Genomic DNA, 21,245 nt, shown 5'->3' with positions numbered 1-21,245 from the left:
TGCCGGACCCCAGGACGACGACAGACCGACGACAGACCGACGACAGCCCCGCCGCCGTCTCAGTGTCGTCGGCCAGATGGGGCACTTCGGTAGCGCCACCGAACACGGTGCACCACAGCATTTCAGCGACTCGGTAGCTTCGTGACCAGGTGTCTCGGGCGTGGGTGCTCATGGCCGGCCCATGTGATGGCCCGTTGACGACAGCCCCGAAGCGAGGAGAGCGGCATGTCACGACCTATCACCGTGGGAGTGGACGGCTCCGAGGGAAGTGTGGCGGCATTGGACTGGGCCGCCGACGAGGCGGCGCTGCGCGGCACCGGTCTGCATCTGGTGTACGCCACGCTGTGGGCGCAGCACCAGTTGGCGGCCATGAAGGTGTCGCACGAGGATCGCGCCGACCAGGCGGAGGGCGTACTCGCTGAGACCGAGCGGCGTGTACGGGACCGGCAGCCAGACCTCGCGATGACCGCCGATGAGATCGAGGATGCCCCCAACAACGTGCTGTTGGCTGCCGCGGCGGAGGCGGAACTGCTGGTCGTGGGCTCTCATGGGCTTGGCAGTGTCCGCGGATTCATCGTGGGTTCCGTGGGCCAGGAGGTTGTCGCGGACTCGAAGCGTCCAGTGGTTCTTGTACGTCCTGGAAGTGCGGAGAACGAGTCCGGAGCCACCGCTGAGAGCGGCAAGAGGAAAGTGGTCCTGGGTCTCGACGTGACCGAGGTGAAAGGCGAGCTCCTGGAATTCGCCTTCGACTTCGCCGGGCGGCATGGCGTGCTGTTGGAGGTCGTGCACACGTGGCACGCCTCGTTCGCTCAACGCCACAAAGAGGCCGAGAGCGCCGACATGGCCTCGGCCCTCTCGGCCGCGGTGCGCCCCTTCCGCGACAGGTTCCCGGCTGTGGAAGTGTCCGAAGTATCCGCTCCGGGGCGGGCAGCCGAGCACCTCGTCGAAGCCGCACACGACGCGGGTCTCGTGGTCGTCGGCCGACGCAGGGCGGCCAAGGGCTCCCACATCGGCTCGGTCGCTCACGCCCTCATTCACCACGCTTCCTGCCCGGTGGCCGTCGTACCGCACAGCTGACGGACGAGGGCCCGGGTCCGCCACACCCGAGGGATCGCGGGCAGGCAGACTCGACGCGGGCGCGGTCCACCCGTTCAGTGCTGGGAAGCGCCAGACTCGTCCAGCTGGAGCTGGGGACGGCCGGTGACGACCAGCCAAGCCGGCAGGGAAGCAATACAGAGCAGAGCGAACATCGAGGGCTGGGGGGCCAGGACGGCGGCGGTGAAGAGGCTCACCCAACCCAGCCGGGTGGTCGCGAGCAGCACGCCGAGCACGCCGGAGGAGACGGCGACGGCCGGGGGGATCTCCGGCACGAGCGCCTGGGCGAGCAGACCGAAGGCGACGCCGACGAACACGGCGGGGAAGATCCTGCCGCCCCGGAAGCCGCAGGATGCGGCGATCAGCAGGGCGGCGACCTTGACGGCGGCCATCTTCGCCAGGTCGCCGGAGGACCAGCCGCCGAGGTTCGAGGTGAGTTCCTTGATCTGCTCCAGGCCCTTGAAGAGCGTCAGAGGCCCGCCGAGCACGCCGAGGAGACCGAGGATCAGGCCGCCGAGGGGCAGCATCAGCATCGGGTGGCGCAGCCGCCGGAAGGCGCTGTGGACGTAGGGGAAGCAGTAGCAGGAGACGAGGCCGAACAGGGCCGCGGCGGTGGCCACGACCATCGCCGCGAGCAGGTCGCCCCATCCGGGGTCGGTCACCGGGGGCAGCGACAGGTCGAAGGTGAAGTCCGAGAGCAGCGAGGTGACCATCGCCCCGGCCCCGGCGGCGACCAGCGGCGCGAAGAGCCGGTCCCACAGCGAGCCTCGGCCGGCCGGCTGGTGGGTGAGGGCCTCGGAGACGACCAGGGCCGCGGCCACCGGGGTGCCGAAGAGGGCGCCGATGGTGGCGGAGGTGGCGAGCACGACCCACAGCGCGCCGGGCGCGGCAGGGGCCACCTTGCGGCCGAGCCAGTAGAGGAGCGCGATGTTGGCCGCGATGATCGGGTTCTCCGGTCCGAGGCTGACCCCGCCTGCCAGCGCGAGCGTGCTCGCCACCAGCAGACCGGGGACGACCGACGGGGCCAGCGGAGTGCCTTCGAGCCCGGTGGAGGCCGGGTCGGGGCCCGCATGCCCTGGAACCTTCCAGACGACCAGCCCCACCGCGACACCGGTCGACGTCAGCACGACGATCATCCAGAGCGAGGAGTAGCCGCCGATGCCCAAGGCGTCCGGGAGGGTGTCCCACACCACGTCCTTGAGCTGCTCGGACAGCTTGCTGATCCCGATGTAGAGCAGGCCCGACACCACTCCGACCACGAGCGCGGGCAGGATCTGCGGCAGCAGGAGACTGAGCGGGGTGCCGGGAGCGGAGGGCGGAGGCGCGGATGACGGGGTATCAGTGGCCACCGGAACACCCTATGCGCGCAAATGTCTCGTAAACCCTTAATCGGGACGTTTCGCATCCCCTTCCGGGGAGCAACACCAGCGCCGACCGCCGAAGACGCCGGCCCACGTCAGGCACAACTGTGCCCCCTCGCAGTACCGGCGAGGGGCACAGTGAGGGCACGCGCTGGGGGATCACGGCGGGAGGCCGTTGATGAGAATCCAGAGTGTGACGTACCCGGTCGTTCACGGCTCTGGTCGTTCTCCAGGTGGACGTTGAGCAGTCCAAGGTCCTCGGCGTCCAAGGCGGCGGTCTCAGGCGCCCGAACGCGACCCTGGCCTGGAATGATTGGTTCATGCGCGCGGCCCGGCTTCTCTCTCTCGTCCTCCTGCTGCAGAACCGGGGCAGGCTGACGGCTGGTGAGCTCGCTGAGGAGCTGGGCGTCTCGGTGCGGACCGTCTATCGGGACGTCGACTCGCTGAGCGCCGCGGGCATTCCGGTCTACGGGGACGGCGGGCACGGCGGCGGTTACCAGCTGCTCGGCGGCTACCGGACCCGGCTCACCGGGCTGCATGCCGACGAGGCCGAGTCTCTGTCGCTGGCCGGACTGCCGGGCGCTGCGGACGACTTGGGGCTGGGAGAGGTGCTGACGGCGGCGCAGCTGAAACTGACCGCGGCGCTGCCGGCGCCGCTGCGGGACCGGGCAGGCCGCATCCGCGAGCGGTTCCACCTCGACGCTCTCGGCTGGTACCGGGAACAGGACTCCCCGCCCGCTCTCGTGGCGCTCGCCGGTGCAGTGTGGAACCAGCGGCGGATCCGCGTGCGCTACCGCCGCTGGGCCGAGCCGCAGGAGGTCGAGCGCGAGCTCGACCCCTACGGCCTGGTCCTCAAGGCGGGCGTCTGGTGCGCTCCTGGCGGGCGGAGACGGACGGGATCGAGACCGGCGGCTGCGGGCCGCCGGGCGACCTCGCGCGCAACAACTGTGCGGACTGAGGCCCGCCGCGTCAGGCCCTGACCCGGTGCACGAGCGCCGCCAGTGCGGCCGCCCCGAGCACCGAGAGCAGGGCGGCGGCGCGAAGGACGGCCTCGATGGCGGGGCCGTCCGAGGCCGCGCTGCCTGCGGAGCCGCTGATCACTTCCAGAGCGGTGGAGGCCACGGCCACCGCCACGGCTCCGAACAGCACCAGCGAGGTCAGGACGAGGCCTGAGGCGGCGGCGAGCCGGTTCGCGGGCACATAGGACTGGGTGGCCACGTTGGTCAGTGCCCAGCCGAGGCCTACACCGACCCCGACCACCGCGAAGATCGCGGTGTAGAGGACGAGCGAGGTGGCCCAGGTGAGGGCGAGCAGGCTGACGCCGCAGAGCAGCATCCCGGCGGCCATCAGGGATTCGGGGCGCGCGTGTTGTGCGAGGCGCCCCGACCAGTAGCTGGCGGCCCCGGCTCCTACGGACAGGGACAGGAAGACCAGTCCGGAGTCGAGCGGGGAGAGCCCGCGGGCCTGCTGGAGGTAGAGCGCGGACAGCACCGCGACCAGGCAGTAGACGATGTTGGACAGCGAGCCGGCCAGCGTGATGACGACGAACGGGCGGTTGTGCAGCAGCGCGAGGTCGAGGAGCGGTTCGGCGGTCCGCCTCTCCAGTCGTACGAACGCGGCCAGGACCGCGGCCCCGCCGACGAGACAGGCCAGGGTGGCGGGCGAGCTCCAGCCCCAGTGCCCGCCCTGGTCCACACCGATCATGATCGCGCTCAGCCCAGCCGCGAGCACGATGACCCCGGGGACGTCCAGGCCCCGGGCGGCCGCCTCGTCCCGGGTCTCGGGGACGTAGCGCAGCATGAGTACGGCGGCGGCGACGCAGAGGGGCACGTTCAGCAGGAACACCGCGCGCCAGCTGACATGTTCGGCGAAGGCGCCGCCGATGAAGGGGCCGAGGGCGGTGCCGATGGCGCTGAAGGCGAGGACGGTGGCGACGGCACGGCCCTGGCGGGCGTCGCGAAAGTAGGCCGTGACCACCGCGACGGAGACGGGGAAGATCAGGGCGGCCGTGCCTCCCTGGACGACCCGGCCGACGGTGAGCCACGTGGTGTTCTGGGCGGCGGAGCAGACGACGGACACGGCGGCGAAGCCGAGCAGCCCGGAGACGAGGACGCGCCGCCGGCCGAGCAGGTCGGCGGCTCGGCCACCGGTGATCATGAGGGCGCCGAGGGCGAGCATGTAGCCGCTGACCAGCCACTGGAGGTCGGTGGTGGGGGTGCCGAAGTCGCGGGCGATGACAGGGAGCATGAGGTTGAGGGCGAACCAGTCCATCTGCACCAGCAGCATGGAGATGGCGGCGGCCGCGATCACGGCCCGGTCGCGGCGGGAGAAGAGCCCCCTGCCCGGATGCGCCTGTGCGGATGCGCTCATACCACCGCCCGCCTTCGGTCTCTCCCGCCATCGTGTCACCGCCCGACGCACGGCGCCCGGCGTGCGCCCGGCGCCCGTCCCCGGCGTGTGCGAAGGCCCGGCCAGGTGGTGCAGCACCGCGCGATCGGGCACCGCGACACCGGGGCGTTCGCGGCTGGACGCCACGCATTTGGTGTCGTGGTCGACGGATCAACCATCCTTCTTCCCCTCCTACTTCAGGCTGGCGGCCGGTCCCACGGTGTGGACGGGCCACCCCGGAGTGCTGAAGCAGCAGCCTGCCGTTCGGGATAGGTTCCCCGGAAGTGAAACGACGGGTGACGCTACGTCACCCTCAGAAGGTCGAATACGCGGGCAGTCAGGATGGCTGGACTTGGTCGAAGAGGGCGAGGGCTTCGGCGGGGTCCGGGCTCACAAGGCGTTCCAGACCGGCCGTCGTGATCTTCGCCCACCTGCCGGCCCTTGCCCACATCTGTTCCTCGAAGGCACGGACGGTCTCGTCCAGATCTCCAGGGCTGGTGGCGATGGACTCGGCGAGTTCGGCGCCTTCCAGCATCGCGAGGTTCGCGCCCGCTCCCAGTGGGGGCATCAGATGGGCGGCGTCGCCCAGTAGCGTCACCCCGGGGACGTGGGTCCAAGTGTGGGCCACGGGCAGGACGTAGAGGGGGCGGTGGACGAAAGCGGCGCCATGGCGGAGGAGGTCGAGGACGGGAGCGGCCCAGCCGTCGAACAGCGCCAGCAGGCTCGACCGCACGGCCTCGACGTCGGCCAGGTCCAGGCTCGTGTGCCAGTCCAGCGGCGCGCGGAACTGGGCGTACACCTTGACGTGGCCGCCGCTGTTGCGCTGGGCGACGAGAGCTCGGTTCACGCCGTACACAGCCACGGAGCCGTCGCCGATCAACCGGGCGAGGTCAGGGTGACGGGTGTCGACGTCGTCCAGGGAGGTCTCGACCAAAGTGACGCCGGTGTAGTGCGGCGTCACCGACGAGACTGCCGGGCGGACCCGGGACCAGGCGCCGTCCGCGCCGACCACGAGGTCGAACGTCTCCTGTCGCCCGTCCGCGAAATCGACCAGCACACCATCCCGGGTCCCCGGCGCAATTTGCGTCACGCCCCGACCCCACTGGACGTCGAGAGGGCCGAGCAGCAGGTCACGGAGTTGCCTGCGGTCGATCTCGGGATTGGGCCGGTCATCTGGACGGGGTCGCCAGTCACGCAGGACGGTCCCGTCCGTGTCCAGGATGCGCATGGCCTGCCCCTCGGGACGGGACAGCTTCTGGAACTCCGCCAGCAGCCCCGCCTTGTCCAGTGCGAGCTGACCCATCCCCTCGTGCAGGTCCAGCGTGCCGCCCGGGGGGCGGGCGTCGGGGGCGGGATCGCGTTCGAGGACGGTCACGAGGTGATCATGGCGGTGCAGGACGCGGGCGAAGGCAAGGCCGGCAGGACCGCTCCCGACCACTGCGATGCGGTGTCTCATGTCGATACACTGTATTTCTTCATGACGATGCATCGCAACGGTACGGTGGGCATATGACTGTGTGGGACCGGCCGGAGCCGCCGACTCAACCCGTGCCGCTCGACCGGGAGCGGATCGTCGCCGCTGCTATCGCGCTGGCCGACGAGGGCGGGCTGGGGGCGGTGTCCTTGCGCAAGGTGGCCGCCCGCCTGGACGCCGGCCCGATGCGGCTGTACAGATATATCTCCACCAAGGAGGAGCTGTTCGACCTCATGGTGGACGAGGTCCAGGCCGAGATCCTCCCCGAGGAACAGCCCGGCGACTGGCGGGAGGCCCTGCGCATCCTCGCCCATCGCACCAGGCAGGCCGCTCTCCGTCACGAATGGCTGGCCGACCTTCTCGGCGGTCGTCCGACCCTGGGTCCGAACGGCCTCGCCGTGACCGAGGCCACGCTGGCCTCCTTCGACGACCTCGCCGATGCCGACACCGTCATGCGCGCCGTGGAGACTGTCAGCGCCTACTTCATCGGCGCGATCAGGCGCGAGATCGCGAACCTGCGGGCCGAGCACGCCACGGGCCTGTCCAAGCACGAATGGCAGCGCGCCCACGGCCCGCATATGACGAGAATACTGGCCAGCGGCCGCTTCCCGGCGCTGGCCAAAGCCGTGTACGACGGCACGGACGTGGACGCCGAGACATCCTTCGCAACCGGCCTGGACTGGTTCCTCGACGCCGTGGCCGCCAAACTCACCCTGCCGCCGGCGTGATGCTCAGCCCCTGCCGAATGTGAGCGAGGTCGGGGGCGGTGTCCACGGGCCGTGCGGGCTTGCGACCACCCGGTCCGCGTCGCCGTCGGTTCCTACACCACCGGCGTCCAGCGGCACGTACACCTCCACGGCGAGAACCATCTCCGCCATATCGTCGCGCGCTACGACGAAGAGGCCGCGGCCATCGCGGAGTTCCAGCGTCTGCACAGCGTCGCGGTCCGGCCTGGCCCCTCCCCTCTCACCGAACTCGAAAAGTCCGTCTGTCAGCTCCGCGCAGGGAAGCCCACGGCCACCACCGCGGACCAGCACACCTCCGTCACAACGACCGCCCCGCCGGTCGCGGCGCCCGGCGAACACGAGGCGTTCCTGGAGCCCCTCGTCGACGAGGCGCGGTGGGAGAGGTACCGGCCGTTCGACGAATCGACCGTCGCGCCCCACGAATTTCTCACCGTGCGAGCGGAGTTCGATCACGGCGTGGCGGTTGCGGCCTTGGCGTAGCGGCGGGCCAGGTATGCGAAGGCGTCCGTGAGCTCGGGTGGGCCGACGACCTCGATGTCGGCGTCGAAGCGGCCGATGGCGGCGGCAAGGGCGGGCCATGACCAGGAGCCCAGGACGAGCCGGCAGCGGTTGGGGCCGAGTTCCTCGACGATCCCGTCGCGGGTGTGGCGGGAGACGGCGGCGGCGGGCAGGTGGAGAATCACCTCGCCGCGGCAGGGCCAGCCGTCGGAGGCGTCGGAGCCCCGGAACCTGCCGGCCACGAAGGCGGCCACATCGCCTCCGGGCAGCTCGCGCGGGGTGAAGCGGGGCCCCGTGGGGGTGCGCGGGGTGATCCGGTCGGCGCGGAAGGTGCGCCAGTCCTCACGGTCGAGGTCCCAGGCGAGGAGGTACCAGCGCCCGCCCCAGGTGACGAGGTGGTGGGGCTGCACCCGGCGGGGTGGAGTTGCGGCGGGGTCTTGGCCGTCGGCTCCTGATGGGGACGCGGGGGCGTAGTCGAAGCGCAGCACTTCGCGGGCGTGGACAGCGGCGCTGAGCGTCATGAGCACGCCGCTCTCAACCTGTGGGTCCGGTCGTGGTGCGGGCCGCTCGACAGCGGTGACCTGGAGGACGTCGATCCGGCGGCGCAGCCGTGCGGGCATGACCTGCCGGACGGTGGTCAGCGCCCGCACCGCGGCTTCCTCGATGCCGGCGCCGGTGGTGGCGGCGATCTGGAGTGCGATCGCGAGGGCAACCGCCTGCTCGTCGTCGAACAGCAGCGGGGGCAGCTCCGTACCGGCGTCGAGCCGGTACCCACCGTCGGGTCCCTTGAAGGCCACGATGGGATAGCCGAGCTCCCGCAGCCGGTCGACATCTCGGCGCACGGTGCGCGGGCTGATGTCGAGGCGCTCGGCCAGGAGCGCGCCCGGCCAGTCGCGGCGTGCCTGGAGCAGCGAGAGCAGTGACAGCAGTCGCGCTGAGGTCTTCGGCATGCCTCCATAGTGCCCCGAGAAGCGGACACACCCTGGCCGCTTCCCCTGCGATCGTCGTCCTGTATCCGAGAACAACCGGAAGGACCTGAAGACGATGACTGCCAGCGCGAATTCCCCGACCCTCGACGCCGAGCGGGCCGAGCTGCTCGACCAGCTCGGGGCCGCGCGATCCGCCCTGCTCACCACCGTGCGCGGGCTCAGCGACGAGCAGGCGGGCGAGCGCCCGACGGTCAGTGCGCTGTGCCTGGGCGGTCTGGTCAAGCATGTCGCGTCCATGGAGGACGCATGGATGCGCTTCGTGGCCGAGGGACCGTCAGCAATGCGCTACGACCTGCCCGAAGGGGTGACCTGGGAAGACTTCGCTGCGGGCGCCGTCCGCGAGTTTCCGCAGTGGGCGATCGACCATCAGAACGGCTTCGAGTTGCTGCCCGGCGAGACGCTGACCGGCATCCTTCAGCGCTACGAGCAGGTCGCCCACCGGACCACGGAAATCATCTCCGCCGTACCCGACCTGTCGGCCGGCCACCCGCTGCCGGAGGCGCCGTGGAACGAGCCGGGGGCGGTGCGCAGCGTACGCCGGGTGCTGACGCACCTCATCGCAGAGACCGCCCAGCACGCCGGGCAGGCGGACATCCTGCGGGAGACGCTCGACGGGCAGAAGTCGAGCTGACCTGCGGGCCGCCGTCCTGTATCCGCGCCGCGCGTCCAACGCGGCGCGGCCGGGCGCAGGCCGCGCCCGGCTCCGTCCGGCCTGGCCATCGGGCGCCAACCGAGAAGGGGCTTGCAAATCGGACCGGCGGTCCGCATACTTCCATCCATGCGGACCATCGGTCCGCTTTGGCCCTTGCGCCCCGCCAGAAGGAACCGTCCATACGGGAATTCGCACTTCCGTGGAGAGCGGCCGCGGGCGACGGGCAGGGACGACTGTGTCTTCGAGGAGAACGGAAACCTTGATCATGACAATCCCCATGACAGCCGCGGAGCTGTACCGCCACGGTCTGCGGCTGCTGGTGGAGAAGGACATCGCCGCCTGGGTGGACCTGTGGGACGAGGACGGCGTCCTGGAGTTCCCCTTCGCGCCCGAGGGCTGGCCCGCGCGACTGGAGGGCAGGACCGCGGTGGGCGACTATATGCGCCACTACCCCGACCACGTCGACATCCATGACTTCCCCGATGTGACGATCCACCAGACCACCGCCCCCGAGACGATCGTGGTCGAGATGCGCGGGGTCGGCCGCCTGGTGGAAACCGACACCCCCTTCGACATGACCTACATCGCCGTGGTCACGGTCAAGGCCGGGCTCATCACCTCCTACCGCGACTACTGGAACCCCCTCGCCGTTTCCCAGCCCGGCGCCGACTTCGTAGGAACGAACCGATGAACGACCTCAACACCACCTTGGTCATCGGTGCCACCGGCACCACCGGCCGCCGCGTCGCCGCCGGGCTGATCGCCGAGGGCCACCGCGTCAAGGCCGCCGGCCGAAGCGCCACCCCGGTGGACGGCGCGCAGGCCGTCCGCTTCGACTGGAACGAGCCCGCGACCTGGGACGAGGCCCTCGACGGCGTCGACCGCGCCTACCTCGTCCCGCCCATCGGCTCCTGTGACCCGGCCGCGGTCATGCTGCCCTTCCTCCGCCGGGCACGCACGGCAGGCGTGCACCGCGCGGTGCTGCTCAGCTCGTCCGCGATCCCGGCGGGCGGGCCGGCGGTGGGACAGGTCCATCAGGCCCTGCCCGGCCTGTTCGCCCAGTGGGCGGTGCTGCGGCCCTCCTGGTTCATGCAGAACTTCGCCGACTCCACTCCCCACGGGCGCAGCATCCGCGACGAGGGCGTCATCATGTCGGCCTCGGGAGAGGGCCGCGTCGGGTTCGTCGACGCCGATGACATCGCCGCCGTCGCCGTACGCGCTCTGACCGACGATCAGGCCCCCAACACCGACCTGATCCTGACCGGGCCGCAGACGCTGAGCTACGCCGACGTCGCCGCGGTCATCACCGAGGCCACCGGGCGGCCCGTGGTGCACCGGCAGCTGACCTTCGAGCAGCTGCGCGACCGCTGGGCCGCCGAGATACCGCTGGAGTTCGCCACCATGCTGGCCGGCATGGACCGCGCCATCGCCGAAGGGGCCGAGGACCGCACCTCGGACACCGTCTACCGCCTGACCGGCCGCGCCCCGGGCACGTTCCGCGCCTTCGTCGAACGCGAGGTGGCACGAAGCATCTGATGTTCCAGGACGATCCGTCGTCCTGGTTCGAGGGCCCTGCGCAATCGCGGCCTCGCAGCCTACGGCGGCTGCCTCGCACCCCGCGCGGAAGCGCGTGTCTTCGGCTGGCTCGACGGCACGATCTGACCCGCTTCCACGCAGACCGCCCGGCCTCCCTGCGTACGCGAAGCGCAGCAGGCGCGAGCCGCCGCTCAGGCGAACCCACCGCATATCATTCCCGAGGGCCGGGACAGGCCGAAGATCGAGGAGGACCCGTGGCCCAGCGTGCGGAACGCGCGGACGCCCTGCGCAATCGAGAAGCCGTGCTCGCTGCGGCCGACGCCCTCTTCGCCGCCAGCAGCAGCCCGCAGAGTGTGTCGATGGACGAGATCGCCGCAGCGGCGGGCGTGGGCAAGGGCACCCTCTTCCGCCGCTTCGGCGACCGCGCCGGGCTGATCGGCGCCGTGATCGCCTCCCGCCTCGAACCCCTCCAGCAGGCCGCGCACGAGGCCCAGGACGCTGCCGCGTCCTCGCCGCGACAGCGGGTGCTGGACCTCCTCGACGCCTCGCTGCGCTTCAAGATCGAGAACCGGAACCTGATGTCGGCCGCGGAGGACGCCGGACTCAGCAGCCCCTACCAGGCCGAGCACTACGGCTGGTGGCACGACATCCTGCGCACAGCACTCGATCAAGTGCCCGGCGTCCACGCCCCAGACTTCACCGCCCACGCACTGCTGGCCGCCATCCGCGCCGACCTCGTCGCGTACCTCGTCGACGACCAGAGGATGACACCCGAAGCCCTGCGGTCTTCGCTCGCCGCCCATATCGACAACGTCCTCGGCAGCACCTCCGATCCGTTCGACACGCGCAAGGAGGCATGAGGAGCGGGCGGTCCTTCGCGCCCCCCGAGCCGCCATCGGCGCCCAGGGCCGACCCTCCGTTTCGCCACCACCTGGGCAGTCCGGACCGCGGCGGGCCCGCGGCGTCGACGCCGTGCCCGCCGCATCGCGCACCGAACAGATCAGCGCGGCCAAGGCCCGCCGGTTCAGTCGAGGACGGCGGTGGCTTCGATCTCCACCAGGTGCTCGGGGACGTCCAGCGCCGCGACGCCCAGCAGCGTGGCCGGCGGGACCGGCGCGGCGCCCAGCTTCGCGGCCGCCCGACCGACCCCCTCCATCAGCAGGGGCATCTTGTCGGGGGTCCAGTCGACTACGTAGACCGTCAGTTTCGCCACGTCGTCGAAGGAGGCGCCGACCGCGGCCAGGGCGGTGCCGATGTTGACGTAGCACTGCTCGACCTGAGCGGCGAGGTCGCCTTCGCCGACCATGACGCCGTCGGGGCCCCAGGCGACTTGCCCTGCGAGGAAGACCAGCTTCGATCCCGTCGCGATCGACACCTGATGGTAGACGTCGGTCTCCGGCAATCCATTGGGGTTCACCAGGGTGATGGCCATGCTGTCTGCCTCCATTGCTCCGCGAACCACTCTCTTGTGGTTACTGGGAAACCGTAGGAGAGTGGCCGGTGACATGGAAGAACGCACTTTTCAGTGACTGGGGAACCTGATGGTGACCAAGCAGGCCAGCGGCTCGCGCGACGAGGCTGACGTGAGGCGCGCGGACTCCCTGGGGCGGGAGATCTTCTCGGACGTCGCCAACAAGTGGGCGCTCCTGATCATCGAGGCCTTGGGGGACCGCACTCTGCGATTCAGCGAGCTGCGCGACGAGATCGAGGGCATCAGCCACAAGATGCTCACCCAGAACCTGCGCATGCTGGAGCGCTACGGCCTCCTCGAGCGGACGGTGCACCCCGTCGTTCCGCCGCGGGTCGAGTACACCCTCACCGAGCCGGGCCAGGCCCTGCGGGTGACGATCGACGGACTGTGCGACTGGACCCACCGCTACCTCGGCCACATCGAGGCCTCCCGCCACCGCTTCGACGCCTGACGGGAGAAGCACTCGCACGCGAAGGCAACGGCCGGGCCTGGCTGGCTCGGGCGCGGGCGGGGGCGACAAGGCGGAGATCACGCGGATACGGGCGCAGCTGAAGCCTCTCAGCGGGAGGCGTAGCGGATCCAGGCGTCCGTGAGGCTCTGCAGTCCCGCCTGGGTGGCGCCGCCGCTCTCCAAGTGGTCGGTGAAGGTATGCAGCCGGTCCGGGCCTTCGGGCCAGTCCGGATCGGCGGCGGCCATCCTGGCGAGCTCACCGATGGCGCCCTGATCGGTCACGTGCCGCACCAGCCACGCCGTGAACCCGTCCATCGGTCCATTCCTTCTCCGACTCCGAAGCCAACGGCCTCGGCTCACGCCACCGGGCAACCGAGCGCCGACAGCCGGCGATCGTCTCACCCAGTTGGCGGGGATGACTCGAAGCCGGCCGCTGCCGACGCTACTGCGCAACCACTGATCGCCGGCAAGGCTGCAGCAGGTTCCAGCCGGTGGGCGCCGCCAGCCCGCCGCCGACAGCGGCGAAAGATCGACTTCCCGGCTGAAGACCGCACAGCGAGACTGAGGAGAGGCGATCCCTCGAGGAGGACTGAGGCGCATGACGACGGAATCAGAGGATGCCCTGACCATCCGCCATGTCGCCGAGCGGCTGATCAAGACGCATCCTCAGCTGGAAGCCGGACTGGTGCAAAGCTCAGTACAGACGGCGTACGAAGAGCTCAGGTACGCGCGTGTGCGCACCTACCTGCCGGTCCTGATGGAGCGCAGAGCCAAGGATCTGCTGCCCCCCGACGAGCAGGCGGAGCGCCATAGCTGACCCTCGACGTGTCACTGCCCTCAGCGCGACGACGCCAGGCGGAGGACTGCGAGGCCGACCGCGCCGGGGCACGTCCGGTCCTGGCGAGCAAGCGTGGGTGCCAAGACCTCGGTTTCAAGCCGCGCTCGTTCAGCTTGAACCACTCGGTGGGACGTACGAACCGTACCCGGCGGGTGGCGCCTCGTCGTCCAGACGGGTGCATGAGACCTACCAGCAGCGGATCACGGTCTCGCGGTCCACCGCCACCGACGGTCGTGCACGAGACCTACGCGAACGGCGTCCAGAAGCAGGTCTCGACGTCGTCCGGTAGGCCCCTTGCCGCTGTGCGGTCAGCCGACCCGCTTGTAGGTCTCCTCCGAGCCCTGGCCCGAGTCGTTGGTGAGGATCAGCCGCTCCTCGCCGTCCACCTCGCCCAGACGCAGCGGGGCCGTCTGCTTGCCGGCCCAGCCGCAGTGCGCCTGCACGAGGAAGTGGCGCCAGGTCTTGTCCGCCTCCGACTGCACGGCCTGCACGCTGCCCTCGCAGGTGTCGCTCCCGTCGCTGGTCCAGAGCTTCCCGTCCTCGGAGATCCGCAGCGTCCAGGGGTTGCCCCCGTCGCCGGTCTCCTTCCACTCACCGACGACCATGGCCAGGTCGGTGTCGCCCGGCTTCGCGGCCTGTTCCTTCGGGTTCTGCGGATTCGCGTTCTGCTGCTTCGCCGAGTCGTCCGAGGTCTCACAGCCCGTCAGGAGAAGCATCGCTCCCAGGGCGGCCCCCGCCGCACCTCGTGTCCATCTGTTCATGGCCCCTACCGTACCCACCCCAAGTCGGCGGTCCGACGGAGGCATTGGCGTCAGGTGCTGCGGTGCTGTCGTGCGTGGGCGCGGTGTTCGGTGGGAGTGGTTCCGTAGGTGTCGCGGAACGTACGGCTGAAGGTAGCGGGGTTGGTGAAGCCCCAGCGGGCTGAGATCGCCTGGACGCTTCGGTGGTCCATTTCCGGGCGGGCGAGGTCGGTGTGGCAGCGTTCGAGGCGTCGGCGTCGGATGACTCCCGCGATGCTGGCGGGCTCGCCGTCGAAGAGTGTGTAGAGGGTGCGTAGAGAGATGTTGTGCCGTTCGGCGATCGTGCGAGGCGAGAGGTCGGGGTCGCCGAGGTTGTGCTCGATGAAACGCAGGATCCGCTGCAGCATCAACTGGGATCGCGCCTCGACCGGCGCCTCGTCCAGGGAATGCAGATGTTGGGCAAGGCACGCGGTGACCAGGTCGATGGTGGCGGACCCCATGGAGAGCAGTGCCTCCGCTCCGCAGTGCGCTCCTTGGGCGTGGAGGGTGCGCAGAAACCCCGCGAGGATCGCGGTCGCTCCCTTGTGGGCAGGGAGGCGTTGCACCAGGAGCGGCTCAAGCCTGCGAGGGGACAGCGGCAGGGCGGACCGCGGTATCTGCAGCGTCAGGGCGTGAATCGGGTCGCCGGCGGAGAGACACTCGGTCAGCATGGGGCTGGAAGTGTCGGACAGTACGAAGTCACCCGCCACCAGCGCTTCCCGGCCCTCCTGGGAGACCCGGAAGCTGCCCTGGGTCACCAGTACGAGTTGGTAGCCCTCGGGATCGCCTTGTCGGATGTGTCTCGCGGACCGCCACGCCCGCATCGGGGAGAACTCGAACGCCGACAACGCCACGGGGCCCAGGAGTATGTCTTGGATGTCTGCGTGGAAGTCGTCCCTTCGGTCACTGCTCAGCGACAGGGGCATGACCTCGTTGGAGACGGTTTCGAGGAACCATTCGAACCTGTCCGTTGGCGGCACGACTGAAGCCGACGCCCTCGACGAACCCACAGAACCCCCGCGTACACGTGATGCCAAAACAGGCCAACTGGCCAGATCATCTCATGATCCGAATCTGGCTTCGCGGCTCAAAAGGAGCCCTCGCACGTCGCTGATGCGGCTGCTACGCCATCCAGGCCGCCGGAGTGCCGTGCGTGTGAGTTGGCGCCCGGCCGTTCAGCAGCCGGATCGATGCGTCGTGGTCAGGCAGTCTGCACGAATTGCGAAGGCACTCCGCACAGCATGCACACTGCGACCGCAGCCACGCGATGTCTAATCAAGCGTCGAAGCAACGTGACGGCGCCGTCGGGATGAGCGGGCAGGCTTCCTGCTCGCGTGATGGGTTGCGCCTGGTCTCGTCTGCTGTGGAGGGGATGAACCAGGCATGGGGTGGGTGCGTGTGCGAGGTGTGCTGTGGGTTTCGGGCCGATTCGTCTTATGAGTTGATGGGTTGTCATGCAGCGGATAGTTCGCGTAGCGCCGCTGCTGCCGCCGTGGCTGCTGGACGGTGTCGACGATCCGACGGCCGAGAGGCGCCTCGCCCGGCTGCCCGCAGCCGCGTACGCCGACTGCACCGCCCGATGGATCGCGGAGCACGCCGCTCTCGACCGATGGGTCCCGGCGCCACGCGCTGACGCGACCACGGCAGCCGCCCCCCTTCGCCGGCCCTTGCGGCCGCGCGAGCACGACCTCGCCATCCTCTGAAGCAGGACCGACTCGACCATGAGAGTTTGATTTTGTCTGCATCTGCCTCCGTGCATCTCGTACCGCTCCGGCACGTCTCGGCCGCCGAGTCCGCCGGATGGCATCGGGTCGTCGCGGCCTCAATGGCCCATGACCTGCCCTCCGTACCGGCCCCGGAACCCGGACAGGTCCACGCCCAGATCACCCAGACCGCTCTGGGCAGCCGCCGGCTGAACTGGCTGGCCACGGGGGCGGACGGAAGCCCCGTCGGAGTCGCCGGCCTGCGCGTGTTCACCGACCCGGGTCAGGAGCACCTGTCCGAACTGGAACTGCACGTCGACCCTGCCCACCGCCGCCGGGGAATCGGCTCCTTCCTGCTGTCGGAGGTCGTGGCAGCCTGCCACGCCGAGAACCGGCGCAGCCTCATCGCCGCAGCCGCGGCCGACAGCCCGGGCGAAGCCTTCAGCGAACGGCATGGCTTCAGCCGGGCGCTCACCCTCGATCACCTCCTGCTGCGCCTCGACGAGCTGCCCGACGCGGACCTGCCGCCGACCGCCGATACCGCGCCCCCCGGCTACCGGCCGGCCCGCTGGACCGGCACGGTCCCCGACGAGCTCGCCGACGCCTTCGCCGCGGCCAAGACCGCCATGAACGACATGCCCGTCGGCGACCTGGACTACGGCAGCGTGGCTTGGGACGCCGACCGCGTCCGCGCCATGGCCCAGGTGATCGCCGACCGCGGCGACACCCTGCTGACCCTCGCCGCGGTCCACGACGACGGAACCATGGCCGGCTACACCGAAGTCCTGCTCCCCCAGGGCCGCGGGCCGCGTGCCCAGCAGTACGACACGGCGGTCGTGCCCGCGCATCGGGGTCACGGCCTGGGGTTGTGGGTCAAGACCGCCATGGTGCGGCGCCTGCGCGCCGAGCATCCCGACGTCGTCGAGATCGAGACGGACAACGCCGAGGACAACGTCCACATGCTGGCCGTCAACCACCGTCTGGGATTCCGCTCCTGCCGGCGCACCCTCGAGTTCCAGCTCGACCTGCCCTCGGGCTGACTCCCCCTGGCCGCACTCACTTCCGGACCGAAGAAGGCACGAAGGCCTCAGGCGAGCCGGCCGAGGCGTTGCCGCCACCCGCGACGCTCACACCGCAGGACCTGCACGTGTCGGCCCGTACGGCCTGCGAGAGTCTCAGGCTCAGGCGGCCTCACTCTCTCCGCGCACCGCCCGCCGGCGGAGGACTGGAACGTGAGCATCCTGCCGACGTCTCCGCCTCCACCCACCACCACGAACACTCTCCGAGGAGCTGCCATGCGCGTGTCCGCGTCCACCGTTTCCCTGACCGTCGCCGATGTCGACGCCTCCCGCGACTTCTTCCTCGCCCACCTCGGCTACCAGGTGGCAATGGCCGACGACGGCTTCTGCTCGCTGACCCGCGAGGACGCCGGCGTCGACATCGTCCTGCTCCGGAAGGGGACCGAGGTCCTGCCCGCCGAGCAGCGGGACCAGGAGGCAGGCGGGCTGATCGTCGCGCTCACGGTCAGCGGCCTCGCCGCAGAGGAGACGCGGCTGCGCGCCGCCGGCGCCCCCATCACCATGCCGATGCGGGAAGAGCCCTGGGGCGAGCGCCTGTTCCAGCTGACCGACCCCAACGGTGTCGTCGTCCAGCTCGTCGAATGGGCCGTCCCGGACAGCGGCACGGACAGGAGCGAAGGCGCCGTCGTACGAGTGGTCGCTCCCTCCGCCGACGATGTCACCGTCTCCCCGAACGCCACCATGACTCGCCTCGCCGCCCCCAGCCGCGGCAGCGCCGAGCTCAGTACCTGGAAGGTCGCGATGGACGCCGGCGCGACCGGACCGGAGCATTCCATCAGCCGTGAGCAGGTCTGGACGGTCACAGCGGGCGCCTTGGAGGTCACCTGTGACGGCCGCACCGAGAAGGTCCTGGCCGGCCAGAGCGTGATCCTGCCGCCGGCCCTTGTCCGCCGGATCCACGCTCCGGAGCGGGCCGAGGCCTATGTCGCGATGCGCTCCGGCGGAGTCGCCTCGGTGCCCGGGACCGAGGGCGACCGCGAACTTCCCTGGGCGCGGTGACAGCGACCGCCCTGTACGAGCTCGTCCCCCCGGCGGCTCCGGCACGATCCGGAACCGTCCCGCACCAACGCCGACCGAGGTCGGCGACCACAGAAACGAGAATGACGCAATGCGTGTGCTGATCATGGCCTACGGGTCACGCGGCGACATCATGCCGCCGGCCGCACTCGCGGCACAGCTGCGGGACCTCGGCGCGGACGTGCGCGTGTGCGCGCCTCCGGACGAGGAGTTCGCACAGCTGCTGGCCGGTATAGGCGTGGAGCACGTGCCGTTCGGCCGGTCGGTGCGCCCGTTGGTGACCGGCGCGCCGCCGTCGCCTGGCTTCGCCACCGAGTTCGCCGCCGAGCTGGTCGCCGAGCACTTCGACACGGTCGCGGCGGCCGCCGAGGGATGCGACGTGCTGGTCGCGAGCGGCCTGATGCCGGCCGGCGCACGGTCGGTGGCCGAGAAGCTGGGAATCCGCTACGTCTACGCCTGCTTCCACCCCTTCGAGATGCCGTCGACGCACTTCTCGCCGTCGCCGCGACCGGGCCCGCCGATGTCGACCGACGCGATCGACCCGTCCGACAACCGGGCTCTGTGGGACCTGGACGTTCAGAAGGTGAACGCGCTGTACCTCGCGCCGCTGAACGCCCACCGAGCGAAGATCGGGCTGCCGCCGGTGGACAACGTCCGCGACCACGTCTTCGGCGACCGGCCGTGGCTGGCGGCGGATCCGGTTCTGGGGCCGTGGCAGGAGCTGACGGACCTCGACCTCGTGCAGACCGGCGCGTGGATCCTGCCGGACGTACGCCCGCTCCCGACCGATCTGGAGCAGTTCCTGGACGCCGGGGCACCGCCGGTGTTCGTGGGCTTCGGCAGCATGCCCATGCGCACCGCGACGGACGTCGCCCGGGTGACCGTCGAGGCGGTTCGCGCCCAGGGCCGGCGCGTCATCGTCTCGCGTGGCTGGGCCGACCTGGGTCTGGTCGACGACGCGGACGACTGCTTCGCCGTCGGCGACGTCAACCACCAGGCGCTGTTCCGCCGGGTGGCCGCGGTCGTCCATCACGGCGGCGCGGGCACGACGACGACGGCCGCCCTGGCCGGCGCGCCCCAGGTGGTGGTACCTCAGTTCGTGGATCAGCCCCACTGGGCCGCTCAGGTCGCCGAGTTGGGCATCGGCGCGGCTCACGACGGTCCGAACCCGACCCTCGCCTCTCTGTCGGCCGCCCTCACGACCGCCCTGGCGCCCGAGACGGAAGCACGGGCGAAGGCCGTCGCCGGCACGATCCGCACCGACGGGACGGCCGTGGCCGCGAAGTTGCTCCTCGACACGGCGAACACCGCGCCTCTGAGCCGTGAGGAGATCTCCGGCATCGCGCATGCCGGTCACCCGATCAAGGCTCCGCTCGACGACGAGTCGGTCAGCCTGCTGCTCGGACACGGCCTCCTGCGGGGCGACGAGCGAGTGCTCGACCTCGGATGCGGCACGGCGGAGTGGCTTCTGCGCGCACTGCAGGCACACCCACACCTGCATGCCGAGGGGGTCGACGTCTCCGAGGTCTCCCTGCGGCGGGCCGGACAGACGGCGAGCGAACTCGGGGTCGAAGAGCGTCTGGTCCTCCACCACCAGGAAGCCGCCGCCTTCGGCTCGCAGCAGCCGTTCGACCTGGTGATCAGCGTCGGCGCCGCGCATGCCTTCGGCGGTCTTCTCCCCACCCTCGCGGCAGCTCGCAAGCACCTGGCCCCCGGAGGCCGCGTCCTGATCGGTGAGTCGTTCTGGGACCGCGCCCCTTCGCGCGAGGCCGTCGAGGCGTTCGGCGACCTCGCCGACCTGGCGACCACGGTGGACCGCGTCGTCGCCGACGGATGGACCCCCGTCCACGGCCATGTCAGCACCCGCAGCGAGCTGGACGCCTACGAGTGGGCCTGCTGGGGCTCGCTGGCCTCATGGGCACTCGACCATCCTGACGATCCGGCAGGCGCCCAGGCACTGGAAACGGCCACCGCCGCACGTTCACAGTGGCTGCACGGATACCGGGACAGCTTCGGATTTCTCTGCCTGGTCCTGCGTCAGACATCCGACACCACGGGAAAGTGAGCACACAGATGCAACCGACGTTCGTACTCGTTCACGGAGCCTTCGCGAACTCCTTCTCCTTCGCGCCTCTCCAGGCCGAACTCGGCCTCCTCGGGCACCGTTCGGTCGCCGTCGACCTGCCCGGCCACGGGTTCCAGGCGACCTTCACCCGCGCCTATCAGGCACCGCAGGACCCCGAGGGTCTCGCCGGCGCGCCCGGCTCGATCAAGGGCGTCACACTCGCCGACAACGCCGCGCACCTGATCGGGATCCTCGAACGGGCCAAGCGGAACGGACCCGTGGTCCTCGTCGCCCACAGCCGGGGCGGCGCCACGGTCACCGCCGCGGCCAACGCACGCCCGGACCTGATCGACCGGCTCGTCTACGTCTCGGCCTGGTGCCCGGTCCGCCTCGACGTCAACGACTACTACGCCGAGCCGGAGATGGCCACGGTCGACCCCGCCGCCTTCGCTTCGGCGCTGGCCGGAAACCCCGCCGACCTCGGCCTGCTCCGCGTCAACTTCCGCACTGCGAACCCCGACTCGCTCGCGGCGTTCAAGGCGGCCTTCTTCGCCGACGGGACCGACGAGGAGTTCCTGACCTTCCTGAACACCTTCCAGCCCGACGAGAACCTGGACGTCGGCGGCGCCGCCGACCGGGCGCAGGCCGCGACCTGGGGCAGCATCCCCAAGACCTACATCCGCCTCGCCGACGACACGAGCCTGCCTCTCGCCATACAGGACCGGCTGATCCGCGAGGGCGACGAGCTGACGCCCGACAACCCGTACGACGTCCGCACACTGGAGGGCAGCCACCTGAAGTGGCTGGCCGACCCCGCCCCGGCGGCCCGCCTCCTGGGCGAGCTCGCCACGCTCCCGTCCCCGTCCGCCCAGGCGTGACCAGAAAGGCGTGAGCCACTGGCCCGAATCCTGTCGGCAGGGGCGACTTCCACTGGCAGGCCTCCTCGATCGCCAAGTGAACTGTGCCCCCTCGCAGTACCGGCGAGGGGGCACAGTGAGGGCACGCGCTGGGGACTCACGGCGCGAACAACACCCCAGGTCAGCGCACCCGCCCCCGCGGCTTCAGCGCCACCGGCGGGAGCGCCGGGGCGGGCAGCGGGCCGCC

22 protein-coding genes and 2 pseudogenes are annotated in these 21,245 nt (G+C 70.5%); 16 read left to right on the top strand and 8 right to left on the bottom strand.

What is annotated here, in order from left to right; all coding sequences use genetic code 11:
- Window positions 1–225 precede the first annotated feature (225 nt).
- Window positions 226–1,077, top strand: a complete 852-nt coding sequence (locus AB0M39_RS06760; protein WP_365360911.1) for a universal stress protein — start codon at window positions 226–228, stop codon at window positions 1,075–1,077.
- A 74-nt stretch (window positions 1,078–1,151) separates the two neighbouring features.
- On the opposite strand, the gene AB0M39_RS06755 is transcribed toward AB0M39_RS06760, so the two are convergent.
- Window positions 1,152–2,444, bottom strand: coding sequence for an ion channel protein (locus AB0M39_RS06755; protein WP_365360909.1), 1,293 nt, complete (start codon window positions 2,442–2,444; stop codon window positions 1,152–1,154).
- A 332-nt stretch (window positions 2,445–2,776) separates the two neighbouring features.
- Between AB0M39_RS06755 and AB0M39_RS06750 the strand changes: the two are divergent.
- Window positions 2,777–3,325 (top strand): annotated as a pseudogene (locus tag AB0M39_RS06750) (HTH domain-containing protein); the annotation flags it as partial.
- 100 nt (window positions 3,326–3,425) lie between these two features.
- Here AB0M39_RS06750 and AB0M39_RS06745 read toward each other — a convergent pair.
- Together AB0M39_RS06745 and AB0M39_RS06740 are read right to left on the bottom strand one after the other, a co-directional pair.
- On the bottom strand, window positions 3,426–4,826 hold the full coding sequence (locus AB0M39_RS06745; RefSeq protein ID WP_365360907.1) for an MFS transporter: 1,401 nt from the start codon (window positions 4,824–4,826) through the stop codon (window positions 3,426–3,428).
- 355 nt (window positions 4,827–5,181) lie between these two features.
- Window positions 5,182–6,300 carry an NAD(P)/FAD-dependent oxidoreductase gene (locus AB0M39_RS06740; RefSeq protein ID WP_365360905.1) on the bottom strand — a complete coding sequence of 373 codons (1,119 nt, stop codon included), beginning with the start codon at window positions 6,298–6,300 and terminating at the stop codon, window positions 5,182–5,184.
- A gap of 53 nt (window positions 6,301–6,353) precedes the next feature.
- Between AB0M39_RS06740 and AB0M39_RS06735 the strand changes: the two genes are divergently transcribed.
- Both AB0M39_RS06735 and AB0M39_RS06730 read left to right on the top strand, forming a co-directional pair.
- On the top strand, window positions 6,354–7,046 hold the full coding sequence (locus tag AB0M39_RS06735; protein WP_365360903.1) for a TetR/AcrR family transcriptional regulator C-terminal domain-containing protein: 693 nt from the start codon (window positions 6,354–6,356) through the stop codon (window positions 7,044–7,046).
- Between the two features lie 51 nt (window positions 7,047–7,097).
- A complete protein-coding gene (locus AB0M39_RS06730; RefSeq protein ID WP_365360901.1) occupies window positions 7,098–7,544 on the top strand; it encodes a hypothetical protein in 447 nt (148 codons plus the stop codon).
- Here the strand turns inward: AB0M39_RS06730 and AB0M39_RS06725 are convergent.
- Complete coding sequence (locus tag AB0M39_RS06725; RefSeq protein ID WP_365360899.1) at window positions 7,514–8,512, bottom strand: WYL domain-containing protein; 999 nt, start codon at window positions 8,510–8,512, stop codon at window positions 7,514–7,516. The two genes, AB0M39_RS06730 and AB0M39_RS06725, sit on opposite strands and share 31 nt — an antisense overlap.
- Before the next feature lie 94 nt (window positions 8,513–8,606).
- On the opposite strand from AB0M39_RS06725, the gene AB0M39_RS06720 reads away from it, so the two are divergent.
- The 4 genes from AB0M39_RS06720 to AB0M39_RS06705 all read left to right on the top strand — a co-directional run bounded on the left by AB0M39_RS06720 (window position 8,607) and on the right by AB0M39_RS06705 (window position 11,599).
- Window positions 8,607–9,182 (top strand): DinB family protein, encoded by a 576-nt coding sequence (locus AB0M39_RS06720; protein ID WP_365360897.1) that lies wholly within the window; start codon window positions 8,607–8,609, stop codon window positions 9,180–9,182.
- 286 nt (window positions 9,183–9,468) lie between these two features.
- Window positions 9,469–9,894 carry a nuclear transport factor 2 family protein gene (locus tag AB0M39_RS06715; RefSeq protein ID WP_365360895.1) on the top strand — a complete coding sequence of 142 codons (426 nt, stop codon included), beginning with the start codon at window positions 9,469–9,471 and terminating at the stop codon, window positions 9,892–9,894.
- Window positions 9,891–10,739 carry an NAD(P)H-binding protein gene (locus tag AB0M39_RS06710; RefSeq protein WP_365360893.1) on the top strand — a complete coding sequence of 283 codons (849 nt, stop codon included), beginning with the start codon at window positions 9,891–9,893 and terminating at the stop codon, window positions 10,737–10,739. Before AB0M39_RS06715 ends, AB0M39_RS06710 begins: the two co-directional genes overlap by 4 nt.
- Window positions 10,740–10,993: 254 nt before the next feature.
- Window positions 10,994–11,599 (top strand): TetR/AcrR family transcriptional regulator, encoded by a 606-nt coding sequence (locus tag AB0M39_RS06705; protein WP_365360891.1) that lies wholly within the window; start codon window positions 10,994–10,996, stop codon window positions 11,597–11,599.
- Window positions 11,600–11,763: 164 nt separating this feature from the next.
- Here AB0M39_RS06705 and AB0M39_RS06700 read toward each other — a convergent pair whose 3' ends face one another.
- The gene (locus tag AB0M39_RS06700) at window positions 11,764–12,171 is read right to left on the bottom strand and encodes a RidA family protein (protein WP_365360889.1); all 408 of its coding nucleotides are present in this window, start codon (window positions 12,169–12,171) and stop codon (window positions 11,764–11,766) included.
- Between the two features lie 109 nt (window positions 12,172–12,280).
- On the opposite strand from AB0M39_RS06700, the gene AB0M39_RS06695 reads away from it, so the two are divergent.
- Window positions 12,281–12,661, top strand: coding sequence for a helix-turn-helix domain-containing protein (locus tag AB0M39_RS06695; protein WP_365360887.1), 381 nt, complete (start codon window positions 12,281–12,283; stop codon window positions 12,659–12,661).
- A gap of 107 nt (window positions 12,662–12,768) precedes the next feature.
- On the opposite strand, the gene AB0M39_RS06690 is transcribed toward AB0M39_RS06695, so the two are convergent.
- A complete protein-coding gene (locus AB0M39_RS06690) occupies window positions 12,769–12,975 on the bottom strand; it encodes a YozE family protein (protein ID WP_365360885.1) in 207 nt (68 codons plus the stop codon).
- A gap of 283 nt (window positions 12,976–13,258) precedes the next feature.
- Here AB0M39_RS06690 and AB0M39_RS06685 point away from each other — a divergent pair, with 283 nt between their 5' ends.
- Entirely contained in the window at window positions 13,259–13,477 is a 219-nt protein-coding gene (locus AB0M39_RS06685) for a three-helix bundle dimerization domain-containing protein (protein ID WP_365360883.1), read from the top strand.
- Between the two features lie 329 nt (window positions 13,478–13,806).
- Here AB0M39_RS06685 and AB0M39_RS06680 read toward each other — a convergent pair whose 3' ends face one another.
- Both AB0M39_RS06680 and AB0M39_RS06675 read right to left on the bottom strand, forming a co-directional pair.
- Window positions 13,807–14,259 carry a hypothetical protein gene (locus AB0M39_RS06680; protein WP_365360881.1) on the bottom strand — a complete coding sequence of 151 codons (453 nt, stop codon included), beginning with the start codon at window positions 14,257–14,259 and terminating at the stop codon, window positions 13,807–13,809.
- Between the two features lie 50 nt (window positions 14,260–14,309).
- Window positions 14,310–15,257, bottom strand: a complete 948-nt coding sequence (locus AB0M39_RS06675; RefSeq protein ID WP_365360879.1) for a helix-turn-helix domain-containing protein — start codon at window positions 15,255–15,257, stop codon at window positions 14,310–14,312.
- Between the two features lie 474 nt (window positions 15,258–15,731).
- Here AB0M39_RS06675 and AB0M39_RS06670 point away from each other — a divergent pair, with 474 nt between their 5' ends.
- The 6 genes and pseudogenes from AB0M39_RS06670 (at window position 15,732) to AB0M39_RS06645 (ending at window position 21,019) form a co-directional block, all read left to right on the top strand.
- Entirely contained in the window at window positions 15,732–15,980 is a 249-nt protein-coding gene (locus AB0M39_RS06670) for a hypothetical protein (RefSeq protein ID WP_365360877.1), read from the top strand.
- Between the two features lie 32 nt (window positions 15,981–16,012).
- On the top strand, window positions 16,013–17,020 hold the full coding sequence (locus AB0M39_RS06665; RefSeq protein ID WP_365360875.1) for a GNAT family N-acetyltransferase: 1,008 nt from the start codon (window positions 16,013–16,015) through the stop codon (window positions 17,018–17,020).
- Window positions 17,021–17,275: 255 nt separating this feature from the next.
- The gene (locus tag AB0M39_RS06660) at window positions 17,276–18,058 is read left to right on the top strand and encodes a VOC family protein (protein ID WP_365360873.1); all 783 of its coding nucleotides are present in this window, start codon (window positions 17,276–17,278) and stop codon (window positions 18,056–18,058) included.
- 109 nt (window positions 18,059–18,167) lie between these two features.
- Window positions 18,168–19,379 (top strand): annotated as a pseudogene (locus AB0M39_RS06655) (glycosyltransferase); the annotation flags it as partial.
- Window positions 19,380–19,391: 12 nt separating this feature from the next.
- Window positions 19,392–20,141: a class I SAM-dependent methyltransferase gene (locus tag AB0M39_RS06650; protein WP_365361184.1), complete on the top strand. Its 750-nt coding sequence runs from the start codon at window positions 19,392–19,394 to the stop codon at window positions 20,139–20,141.
- 8 nt (window positions 20,142–20,149) lie between these two features.
- Window positions 20,150–21,019 (top strand): alpha/beta fold hydrolase, encoded by an 870-nt coding sequence (locus AB0M39_RS06645; protein ID WP_365360871.1) that lies wholly within the window; start codon window positions 20,150–20,152, stop codon window positions 21,017–21,019.
- The last annotated feature ends 226 nt before the right edge of the window (window positions 21,020–21,245 follow it).

Origin of the sequence: Streptomyces sp. NPDC051907 (genome assembly GCF_040681075.1) — a bacterium.
In the GTDB taxonomy this organism is placed as follows: domain Bacteria; phylum Actinomycetota; class Actinomycetes; order Streptomycetales; family Streptomycetaceae; genus Streptomyces.
Note: the sequence above shows the minus strand (reverse complement) of the source record. Positions and strands in the feature narration are given on the sequence as shown.